The following is a 9,861-nucleotide window of genomic DNA, read 5'->3' as shown; positions in this document are numbered from 1 at the left end:
TAAGCAGACTCGGGGGCGAATTTGCCGCTTTTTATGCCCTTCTTTGAGTTTTCGAGACCACAACTGGAACGCTGAACACGTCCAGTTCTGCCGAAAAGCTCAATTGATCAGCGCCTCCCTAGCTCAGGAGCAAAGTGCTCATCGTCGTAATCACCGATCAACAGCCCAAGCGTATGGACAAGATCAGCCAATGGATGATCCTCGTTTGCCGCACCGGCATCAAGCAAGCCGTTCAGTGCGGTGACGGCTCGGTCGTACTCCGTCGGATTCCGAATAATGTGCAGAGGCACCAATGACGACAAGGCCTTACAGTGCGCGGCAATCTCGGCGACCGCCATATTGGGAAGTGGCTTCTCCATACACTGACTTTAGGTTGTGCAAACAGCCAATGCTATCTCATTTTGAGATGGGCGGCGATCGACTGTCTCGTATCGATGACTTGCACAACTCCGGCGGAGAGAAGGGGGACTTCAGCTCGTCAGCGCGCGCACGTGGGCGGCGACGCCGCCCGTCAGCCCGGCCATACTGTACCCGCCCTCCAGAATGGAAACAATGCGACCTTGGGCGGTGTCCGCAGCCACTTCCATCAGCTCCCTCGTGATCCAGTGGAAATCGGCATCCACGAGCTGTAGGCCCGCCAGCGGATCTTCACGGTGGGCGTCAAAACCAGCGGAGATAACGATCAACTCCGGCGCCCAGTTGCGCAGCGCGGGCAGCAGGTCGTGGCGGATGCGGTCGCGGAACATGGGCGAGTCGCAGCCGGGTGGCAGCGGCACGTTGAGGATGTTATTGCGGCTACCGGTTTCACTGCGTAGGCCCGTGCCGGGATACAGCGGCGACTGGTGGCAGGAGGCGTAGAACAGCCCTGGCAGCGGCGAGAACGCGGCCTGCGTGCCGTTGCCATGATGGACGTCGAAATCCACCACCGCCACCCGTTCCAGCTGATACGTGCGGCTGGCATGCGCGGCGGCGATGGCGGCGTGGTTGAAGATGCAGAAGCCCATGGCGCGGTCCGGCTCGGCGTGGTGGCCGCACGGGCGGGTGGCGCAGAATACGTTGGCGGCTTCGCCCAGCATCACGTCGTCCACAGCGGCGCAGGCGGCGCCGATGCAGCGCATCAGCGCTTGCCAGGAGCCGGCGGAGAGCATGGTGTCGCCGCCGTCCAGCGGCACGGCGCCGCGCTGGGGGACGGCTTCCAATATCGCGTCGTAGTAGTCGGCGTCGTGGATCAGTTCGGCTTGCGCGCGCGTGCCCAGCGGGGCTTCCTTCCAGTCCAGCGCGGCGAACTCGGACGTCTTCAGCGCTTCGAGCACCAGCGCCAGCCGCTGCGGCGATTCGGGGTGCCCCGCTCCGGGCTGGTGATCGTAGCAATCGACATGGGTGTAGACGCGCGTGCGCTGTTTCATGAGTGATCCTGGTTGTTCGGTTAGTCCTGCAGGAAGAGATTGTCGGAGCCGGTGTCGCGGATGATGGCGAGCGCCTGGGCGCTGCCGGTGAGGAAATGGTTTGCCGCGTCGGGCGCGCCGACGGGGCTGGCCATGGCGGCCATGCAGGCGGCGTCCGCCACGCTGTGCGGGGCGATGTACAGGCCAATGCCGTGCGGCTTGAGCGTTGTGGCGGCGTAGCGCAGGTTGGTCACCAGGGTCTGGCGCGCCAGGTCGGGCGCCAGGTCCGGCGGCAACAGGCCGGCCAGGCAGCGCAGCTGGTGCACGCCGAGCGGGCGCGCGTAGCGGATGGCTTCTTCCACGCCGTAGCGGAATTCGCCGGTGCGGTCCGGGAGGCAGGCGATGCCGCGCTCGCCGCCGATCCAGTCGCCGGCGGGCAGGCAGTGGCGCACCAGCTGCAGGCCGTGGCTGCACAGGCGGTGCGCTATCTGCTCCACGGGATAGGAGTATGGGAACAGGAATTCCACGCGGTCGTATCCGGCTTGCGCCGCTGCCTCAAAGCGGTCGAGGAAGGGCAGCTCGCCGAACAGGCGGTTCAGGTGGGCCGCAGGCCGGGGCGCTGCAGCCGTGGCCAGGCTGGCGCCGGCCACGTTGGGTGCGGAGCCGGAGCCCGCGCCGGTGCCGGGGGTGGCGTAATGCATGACGTTAGCGCCGCTGCCGGCCGGTTCAGATAACGCGCTCGTCACGCAGCGCGGTTATCTGCAGGTCGTTGTAGCCCAGTTCGCGCAGCACCTCGTCGGTGTGCTCGCCGAGCAGCGGCGAGCGGGTGATGTCGGTGGGGCTGTCGGAGAGCTTGATCGGGTTCCCCACCGTGAGGTACTTGCCGCGCTCCGGGTGGTCCACCTCCACGATGGTGCCGCTGGCGCGCAGCGACGGTTCTTCGGCGATTTCCTTCATCGACAGGATAGGCCCGCAGGGGATGTCGAACTGGTTGAGGATGTCCATGGCTTCGAACTTGGTGTGCTCGCGGGTCCACTCTTCCACCGTGGCGAAGATGGACATCAGGCGCGGCAGGCGCGCGCGCGGGGTGGCGTAGTCCGGGTCGGTGATCCAGCCTTCGCGGCCGATCACGCGGCAAATCGCGGGCCACACGGGCGCCTGGGCGATGAAGTAGATATAGGCGTTGGGGTCGGTCTCCCAGCCTTTGCATTTGAGGATCCAGCCTGGCTGGCCGCCGCCGGAGGCATTGCCTGCGCGCGGCACGGAGTCGCCGAAGGTGCCTTCGGCGAACTGCGGGTATTCTTCCATGGTGCCGGTGCGCTCCAGGCGCTGCTGGTCGCGCAGCTTCACGCGGCACAGGTTCAGCACGGCGTCCTGCATGGCGGTGTCGACCTTCTGGCCACGGCCGGTGGCGTTGCGCTGGTACAGCGCGGTGACGATGCCCAGCGCCAGGTGCAGGCCGCTGCCACTGTCGCCGATCTGCGCGCCGGTAACCACTGGCGGACCGTCGTCGAAGCCGGTGGTGGCGGCGGCGCCGCCGGCGCATTGGGCCACGTTTTCGTACACCTTGCAGTGCTGGTAGGGGCCGGGGCCGAAGCCTTTAACAGACGCGACGATCATGCGCGGGTTCAGCTCCTGGATGCGCTCCCAGCTGAAGCCCATGCGGTCCAGCGCGCCGGGGGCGAAATTCTCCACCAGCACGTCGCAGTCGCGGATCAGGGTTTCCAGCACCTGTTTGCCCATGGTTTTCTTGGTGTCCAGCGTGATGGAGCGCTTATTGTGGTTCAGCATGGTGAAGTACAGGCTGTCCACGCCGGGGATGTCGCGCAACTGGCCACGGGTGGCGTCGCCCTCCCCGGCCCGCTCCACCTTGATCACGTCGGCGCCGAACCAGGCCAGCAGTTGGGTACAGGTCGGGCCTGACTGCACGTGCGTGAAATCGAGGACGCGCACTCCGTCTAATGCTTTGCTCATAGACTGTCTCCAGGTAGATATAGTTTTTTGATAGATAGTATGGCATGCGGTTCGCACCGCGAGATAGTTGCATGATAGGCAGCGGTCCTGATCAGTTGCATTGACCCCGGTCAAGATTCGCAGGATGGCCATATTCGGGAAAATTGACTGCGGTCATGGGGATTTTTGCGGTCCGCGCCTACCATCGGTTTCCTCTATTTATAGAAGGGGGAACCATGCGCGCTATCGAAATTACCCAGCCCGGCGGGCCGGAAGTGCTGCAGTTGTGCGAGCGTCCGCGCCCGTCGCTGTTGCCGGGGCAGGTGCTGATCAAGGTCCATGCGGCGGGGATTAACCGGCCGGATTTGTTGCAGCGCATCGGGAAATATCCGGTGCCGGAGGGAGCATCGGATTTGCCGGGGCTGGAGGTGGCGGGCGAGATCGTGGCGGGGCACGTGGGGGACAGCGGCTGGCATATCGGGGACCAGGTGTGCGCATTGGTGCAGGGGGGCGGGTATGCGCAGTACTGCCCGGCGCAGATTGAGTTGTGCCTGCCGATTCCGCGCGGCTGGTCGATGCTGGAGGCGGCTTCGCTGCCGGAGACGTTTTTTACGGTGTGGAGCAATGTGTTTGACCGGGCCGCGCTGGCGCCCACGGAGACCTTGCTGGTGCAGGGTGGGACGTCGGGGATTGGGGTGACGGCGATTCAGCTGGCCAAGGCGCTGGGGCACAGGGTGTTCACCACGGCGGGGTCGGATGAGAAGTGCCGCGCTTGCAGGGAGCTGGGGGCGGATCTGGCGATTAATTACCGGACCGGGGATTTTGTGGCGGCGGTGAAGGATGCCACCGGTGGCCGGGGCGTGGATGTGATTCTGGATATGGTGGGCGGGGATTATGTGCCGCGCGAGTTGAATTGCCTGGCGGATGATGGGCGGCTGGTGTTTATTGCGCTATTGGGCGGGGCCAGGGTGGAGGTGCCGCTGGGGCAGATTTTGCTGCGCAGGCTGAGCGTAACGGGGTCGACGTTGCGGCCAAGGCCGGTGGCGTTCAAGGCGGCTATCGCTCGCAAGCTGCGCGAGCGGGTGTGGCCGTTGATTGAGGATGGGTTGATCCGGCCGGTGATTTATCGGAGTTATCCGTTGGAGCAGGCGGGCGAGGCGCACGCGCTGATGGAAACCAGCGCGCATATCGGGAAGGTGATGTTGCAGGTGGCGTAGCCGCACCGGGGCGGCTACGCCCTGTCCCGGGACTAGGCTTCGGCCTGGGCCGGCCCCCTCGCGGGGGCTGGCGTCAGCCGCACGGTGTTGGCTTGGATGGAGGCCAGCACCAGCGGCGCCAGCCCCTCCCCGCCGTGTTCGGCCACGTGTGCCAGCAGCTGGCGCCGCATCGGCGGCGCCCAGTAGCGCTGCAGGTGGTTGGCGATCTCGGTGCGGGCCTCCTCCTGGTCCGGGTAGGACGCGAAGAAGGAGCCGATCTGGTTGGCCATGGTGACCAGGTGGTGGATGTTCATCGTCTCTTCTCCTTACGCCGGCTGCGCCGCCGCGGCTTCCTTGAGTGCCATCTGTTCTTCGTGGAAGCGCGCGAACTCGATCTGCCAGTCGGACTGCTGCTGCACCGGCATCACCTGCACCGCCGTCACCTTGTATTCCGGGCAGTTGGTGGCCCAGTCCGAGTTCTCGGTGGTGATCACGTTCGCTCCCGATTCCGGGAAGTGGAAGGTGGTGTACACCACGCCCGGCTGCATGCGCTCCGTCACCAGCGCGCGCAGCACGGTCTCCCCTGCCCGGCTCTGGATGCCCACCCACTGGTCGTCCTTGATGCCGCGCTCCTGCGCGTCGTGCGGGTGGATCTCCAGCCTGTCCTCGGCGTGCCAGCGCACGTTCTCGGTACGGCGCGTCTGCGCGCCCACGTTGTATTGCGACAGGATGCGGCCCGTGGTCAGGATCAGCGGATACATGCGCGTCACCTTCTCGTCGGTCGGCACGTACTGGGTGATGATGAAGCGCCCCTGGCCACGCACGAAACGGTCGACGTGCATGGTCGGCGTGCCTTCCGGCGCGGCATCGTTGCACGGCCACTGGATGCTGCCCAGCTTGTCCAGCTTGGCGTAGCTCACGCCGCTGAAGGTCGGTGTCAGGCGCGCGATTTCGTCCATGATCTGCGACGGGTGGGAGTAGTTCATCGGGTAGCCCAGGCGGTTGGACAGTTGCACCGTCACTTCCCAGTCGGCGTAGCCGGCTTTCGGCGCCATCACCTTGCGCACGCGCGAGATGCGGCGTTCGGCGTTGGTGAAGGTGCCGTCCTTCTCGAGGAAGGAGGAACCCGGCAGCAGCACGTGTGCATACTTGGCGGTTTCGTTGAGGAAGATGTCCTGCACCACGATGCACTCCATGGCTTCCATGGCGGCGATCACGTGCTGGGTGTTCGGGTCGGACTGCACGATGTCCTCGCCCTGGCAATACAGGCCCTTGAAGCTGCCGTCCAGCGCCGCTTCGAACATGTTGGGGATGCGCAGGCCGGGTTCGGCCTGCAGTTCCACGCCCCACGCGGCTTCGAACTGCATGCGCACGGTGGTGTCGGACACGTGGCGGTAGCCCGGCAGCTCGTGCGGGAAGGAGCCGATGTCGCACGAGCCCTGCACGTTGTTCTGGCCGCGCAGCGGGTTCACGCCCACGCCTTCGCGGCCCACGTTACCGGTGGCCATGGCCAGGTTGGCGATGCCCATCACGGTGGTGGAGCCTTGCGCATGCTCGGTCACGCCCAGGCCGTAGAAGATGGCGCCGTTGCCGCCGGTGGCGAACAGGCGTGCCGCAGCGCGCACCTGCTCGGCCGGCACGCCGGTCACCGCTTCCATCGCTTCCGGCGAGTTGGATTCCTGCGCCACGAATTCGCGCCACTGGTTGAAGGCGCGCTCTTCGCAACGCTCGGCAATGAAGTCTTCCGCCAGCAGGCCTTCGGTCACGATCACGTGGGCCAGCGAGCTGACCATGGCCACGTTGGTGCCGGGCCGCAGCTGCAGGTGGTACTGCGCGCGGATGTGCGGCGACTTCACCAGGTCGATGCGGCGCGGGTCGATGACGATCAGCTTGGCGCCCTGGCGCAGCCGGCGCTTCATGCGCGAGGCGAACACCGGGTGGCCGTCGGTTGGATTGGCGCCGATCACCATGATGACGTCGGACTTGGCGACGGACGCGAAGGTCTGCGTGCCGGCCGATTCGCCCAGCGTCTGCTTCAGGCCATAGCCGGTGGGCGAATGGCAAACACGGGCGCAAGTGTCCACGTTGTTGTTGCCGAACGCCGCGCGTACCAGCTTCTGCACCAGGTAGCCTTCCTCATTGGTGCAACGCGAGGAGACGATGCCGCCGATCGAGTCCTGGCCGTGCTTGGCCTGGATGCGCTTGAATTCGGAGGCCGCGTAGTCCAGCGCCTCGTCCCACGACACTTCCTTCCACGGGTCGGTGATCTTGGACCGGATCATCGGCTTCAGGATGCGGTCCTTATGGGTGGCGTAGCCCCACGCGAAGCGGCCCTTCACGCACGCGTGGCCTTCGTTGGCCTTGCCGTCCTTGGTGGGCACCATGCGCACCACTTCGCTGCCCTTCATCTCCGCGTCCAGCGAGCAACCCACGCCGCAATAGGCGCAAGTGGTGGTCACCTTGTGCTCGGCCTGGCCCAGCCAGATCACGGTCTTTTCCTGCAGGGTGGCGGTGGGGCATGCTTCCACGCATGCGCCGCAGGACACGCACTCCGATTCCATGAAGCTCTCGTTCTGCCCGGCCGACACGCGCGACTCGAAGCCGCGTCCGGAAATGGTGAGAGCAAAGGTGCCCTGGGTTTCCTCGCAGGCGCGCACGCAGCGGTTGCAGACGATGCACTTGGACGAGTCGAACGTGAAGTAGGGATTGGATTCGTCCTTCTTCAATTTCAGGTGGTTGGCGCCTTCATAGCCGTAGCGCACCTCGCGCAGGCCGGTCACGCCGGCCATGTCCTGCAGCTCGCAGTTGCCGTTGGCCGGGCAGGTCAGGCAGTCCAGCGGGTGGTCGGAAATGTATAGCTCCATCACGCCCTTGCGCAGTTCCTGCAGCTTGGCGGTCTGGGTGCGCACCACCATGCCCTCCTCCACCGGCGTGGTGCAGGAGGCGGGATAGCCGCGCCGGCCCTCGATCTCCACCAGGCACAAGCGGCAGGAGCCGAACGGCTCCAGGCTGTCGGTGGCGCACAGCTTGGGGATGTTGGTGCCGCTTTCGGCGGCGGCGCGCATCACCGAGGTGCCGGCGGCTACCGTTACGCGCTGGCCGTCGATGGTCAGCGTAACGAAGTCGGTGGCCAGGCTGGGCGGGGTGCCGAAGTCGCGGCTGATAATGGTCTCGATCATCTATATCTCCTAGGCGGCGCGCTGGTCTGCGGAGACCTGGCCGAAATCTTGCGGGAAGTGGTTCAGGGCCGACAGCACGGGGTACGGCGTCATGCCGCCCATCGCGCACAGCGAGCCATGCAGCATGGTGTCGCACAGCTCGCGCAGCAGGATCACTTGCTTGGGCCGCTCGCTGCCTTCGCGGATCTTGTCGATGACTTCCACGCCACGGGTGGAGCCGATGCGGCACGGCGTGCACTTGCCGCACGATTCCACGGCGCAGAATTCCATCGCGTAGCGCGCCAGCTTGGCCATGTCGGCGCTGTCGTCATGCACCACGATGCCGCCGTGGCCCAGCACCGCCCACAGCGAAGCAAAGGCTTCGTAGTCCAGCGGCGTGTCCCACTGCGACTCGGGCAGGTAGGCGCCCAGCGGACCGCCCACCTGCACCGCCTTGATCTGCCGGCCGGACGCGCTGCCGCCGCCGTATTCAAACAGGATGTCGCGCAGCGTGACGCCGAAGGCCAGTTCAATCAGGCCGCCGTGCTTGATGTTCCCGGCCAGTTGCACCGGCAAGGTGCCGCGCGAACGGCCCATGCCGTAGTTCTGGTAGTAGGCCGCGCCCTTGTCCAGGATCAGCGGCACGGCCGCCAGCGACAGCACGTTGTTGATGACGGTGGGCAGGCCGAACAGGCCGGACAGGGCAGGCAGCGGCGGCTTGGCGCGCACCACGCCGCGCTTGCCCTCGATGCTTTCCAGCAGTGCGGTTTCTTCGCCGCAGATGTAGGCGCCGGCGCCCTTGCGCACTTCCAGCTCGAACGCGCGGCCCGAGCCCAGGATGTTGGAGCCCAGGTAGCCCGCCTGCACCGCGCTGGCAATGGCGTGGTTCAGATTGGCGATGGCGTGCGGGTATTCGCTGCGCACGTAGATGTAGCCCTTGTTCGCGCCCACGGCCAGCCCGGCGATGGTCATGCCCTCGATGAGCATGAAGGGATCGCCCTCCATCACGATGCGGTCGGCGAAGGTGCCGGAGTCGCCCTCGTCGGCGTTGCAGACGATGTATTTCTGCGGACCGGCCGCCTTCAGCACCGTGTTCCACTTGATCCCGGTGGGGAAAGCGGCACCGCCACGGCCGCGCAGGCCGGAAGCCGTCACGGCGGAGACGATGGCGGCCGGCTCCATCGCCAGCGCATTGCGCAGGCCCTTGTAGCCGTCATGCGCTTCGTAGTCGGCCAGCGACAGCGGATCGGTAACGCCGGCGCGCGCGAAGGTCAGCCGGCTTTGCTTGGCCAGGTAGGGGATCTGCTCGACCAGGCCGAGCGCCAGCGGATGCACGCCCTGGCCGAGATGGAAGCCCGCGTCGAACAGCGCGCCCACGTCGGCCGCGTCCACCGGGCCGAAGCCGATGCGGCCGTCCGCCGTGGCCACTTCCACCAGCGGCTCCAGCCACAGCAGGCCGCGCGTGCCGTTGCGGACGATGTTCAGGTCCACGCCGCGCCGCGCCGCTTCGGCGGCAATGGCGGCCGCCACGTCGTCGGCGCCCAGCGCCAGCGCGGTGGAATCGCAAGGGATGTAGATGCGGATGCTCATGCTGCTTCCTTCACTTTGGCCAGCAGCGCGTCGAAACGGGCCGGCGTGACGCGCGCATGCAGCGCTTCGTTGATCATCATGGACGGCGCGGTGGCGCACTGTCCCAGGCAGTACACCGGCTCCAGCGCGAACTCGCCGTCCGTGCTGTGCGCATGCAGCTTGCAGCCCAGCGCCTGCTCGGCATGCGCCAGCAGCGCGTCGCCGCCCATGCTCTGGCACGCCTCGGCGCGGCAGATCTGCACCACCTGGCGCGCCGGCGGCTGCGTGCGGAAGTAATGGTAGAAGGTGATCACGCCATGCACTTCGGCGCGCGACAGGTTGAAGGTGGAGGCGATTTCTTCCACCTGCTCGGGCGAGATATAACCGATTGCATCCTGGATCGCGTGCAGGACCGGCAATAACTGGTCCTGCGCGCCGCTGCTGGCGGCAAGGATGGCGCTTGCCTGGGAAATACGCTGCTGCATAATGCCTCCGTTGTCTTTATCATCTGCTTTGGACCGGGCAAGTTATGTTCCTTAAAACATATATTCCGGTTAATATCCAAACATGAACCTAGGCTAGCACTGTAAAAACACCAAC

General features: G+C 65.8%; 9 protein-coding genes. 1 reads left to right on the top strand and 8 read right to left on the bottom strand.

Annotation, left to right across the window (positions count from 1 at the left end):
• Positions 1-107: 107 nt before the first annotated feature.
• The 4 genes from AC56DV_RS22410 to frc all read right to left on the bottom strand — a co-directional run bounded on the left by AC56DV_RS22410 (position 108) and on the right by frc (position 3,359).
• A complete protein-coding gene (locus tag AC56DV_RS22410; RefSeq protein WP_496316418.1) occupies positions 108-359 on the bottom strand; it encodes a hypothetical protein in 252 nt (83 codons plus the stop codon).
• A 111-nt stretch (positions 360-470) separates the two neighbouring features.
• The gene (locus tag AC56DV_RS22405) at positions 471-1,406 is read right to left on the bottom strand and encodes a histone deacetylase family protein (RefSeq protein ID WP_496316417.1); all 936 of its coding nucleotides are present in this window, start codon (positions 1,404-1,406) and stop codon (positions 471-473) included.
• Positions 1,407-1,426: 20 nt separating this feature from the next.
• Positions 1,427-2,086 carry a TIM barrel protein gene (locus AC56DV_RS22400; RefSeq protein ID WP_496316416.1) on the bottom strand — a complete coding sequence of 220 codons (660 nt, stop codon included), beginning with the start codon at positions 2,084-2,086 and terminating at the stop codon, positions 1,427-1,429.
• A 25-nt stretch (positions 2,087-2,111) separates the two neighbouring features.
• Positions 2,112-3,359 (bottom strand): formyl-CoA transferase, encoded by a 1,248-nt coding sequence (gene frc / locus AC56DV_RS22395; protein WP_496316415.1) that lies wholly within the window; start codon positions 3,357-3,359, stop codon positions 2,112-2,114.
• 215 nt (positions 3,360-3,574) lie between these two features.
• Here frc and AC56DV_RS22390 point away from each other — a divergent pair, with 215 nt between their 5' ends.
• Positions 3,575-4,555, top strand: coding sequence for an NAD(P)H-quinone oxidoreductase (locus tag AC56DV_RS22390; protein WP_496316414.1), 981 nt, complete (start codon positions 3,575-3,577; stop codon positions 4,553-4,555).
• A 32-nt stretch (positions 4,556-4,587) separates the two neighbouring features.
• Here AC56DV_RS22390 and AC56DV_RS22385 read toward each other — a convergent pair whose 3' ends face one another.
• Genes AC56DV_RS22385 through AC56DV_RS22370 form a run of 4 tightly spaced genes read right to left on the bottom strand, consistent with a single transcriptional unit; the run spans position 4,588 to position 9,746 of the window.
• Positions 4,588-4,848, bottom strand: coding sequence for a formate dehydrogenase subunit delta (locus tag AC56DV_RS22385; protein WP_496316413.1), 261 nt, complete (start codon positions 4,846-4,848; stop codon positions 4,588-4,590).
• 12 nt (positions 4,849-4,860) lie between these two features.
• The gene (gene fdhF, locus AC56DV_RS22380; protein ID WP_496316412.1) at positions 4,861-7,713 is read right to left on the bottom strand and encodes a formate dehydrogenase subunit alpha; all 2,853 of its coding nucleotides are present in this window, start codon (positions 7,711-7,713) and stop codon (positions 4,861-4,863) included.
• Between the two features lie 9 nt (positions 7,714-7,722).
• Positions 7,723-9,282: a formate dehydrogenase beta subunit gene (locus tag AC56DV_RS22375; protein ID WP_496316411.1), complete on the bottom strand. Its 1,560-nt coding sequence runs from the start codon at positions 9,280-9,282 to the stop codon at positions 7,723-7,725.
• The gene (locus tag AC56DV_RS22370) at positions 9,279-9,746 is read right to left on the bottom strand and encodes a formate dehydrogenase subunit gamma (protein WP_496316410.1); all 468 of its coding nucleotides are present in this window, start codon (positions 9,744-9,746) and stop codon (positions 9,279-9,281) included. Before AC56DV_RS22370 ends, AC56DV_RS22375 begins: the two co-directional genes overlap by 4 nt.
• Positions 9,747-9,861 lie beyond the last annotated feature (115 nt).

This window comes from Massilia sp. BGA-UO-ETr-WB1, from assembly GCF_059567845.1.
Note: the sequence above shows the minus strand (reverse complement) of the source record. Positions and strands in the feature narration are given on the sequence as shown.

Excerpts from the sequence above, each read along its gene's own strand:
- AC56DV_RS22385 (WP_496316413.1), bottom strand. The coding sequence starts at position 4,848 with ATGAACATCCACCACCTGGTCACCATGGCCAACCAGATCGGCTCCTTC.
- AC56DV_RS22375 (WP_496316411.1), bottom strand. The coding sequence starts at position 9,282 with ATGAGCATCCGCATCTACATCCCTTGCGATTCCACCGCGCTGGCGCTG.
- fdhF (WP_496316412.1), bottom strand. The coding sequence starts at position 7,713 with ATGATCGAGACCATTATCAGCCGCGACTTCGGCACCCCGCCCAGCCTG.
- AC56DV_RS22370 (WP_496316410.1), bottom strand. The coding sequence starts at position 9,746 with ATGCAGCAGCGTATTTCCCAGGCAAGCGCCATCCTTGCCGCCAGCAGC.
- frc (WP_496316415.1), bottom strand. The coding sequence starts at position 3,359 with ATGAGCAAAGCATTAGACGGAGTGCGCGTCCTCGATTTCACGCACGTG.
- AC56DV_RS22390 (WP_496316414.1), top strand. The coding sequence starts at position 3,575 with ATGCGCGCTATCGAAATTACCCAGCCCGGCGGGCCGGAAGTGCTGCAG.
- AC56DV_RS22400 (WP_496316416.1), bottom strand. The coding sequence starts at position 2,086 with ATGCATTACGCCACCCCCGGCACCGGCGCGGGCTCCGGCTCCGCACCC.
- AC56DV_RS22410 (WP_496316418.1), bottom strand. The coding sequence starts at position 359 with ATGGAGAAGCCACTTCCCAATATGGCGGTCGCCGAGATTGCCGCGCAC.
- AC56DV_RS22405 (WP_496316417.1), bottom strand. The coding sequence starts at position 1,406 with ATGAAACAGCGCACGCGCGTCTACACCCATGTCGATTGCTACGATCAC.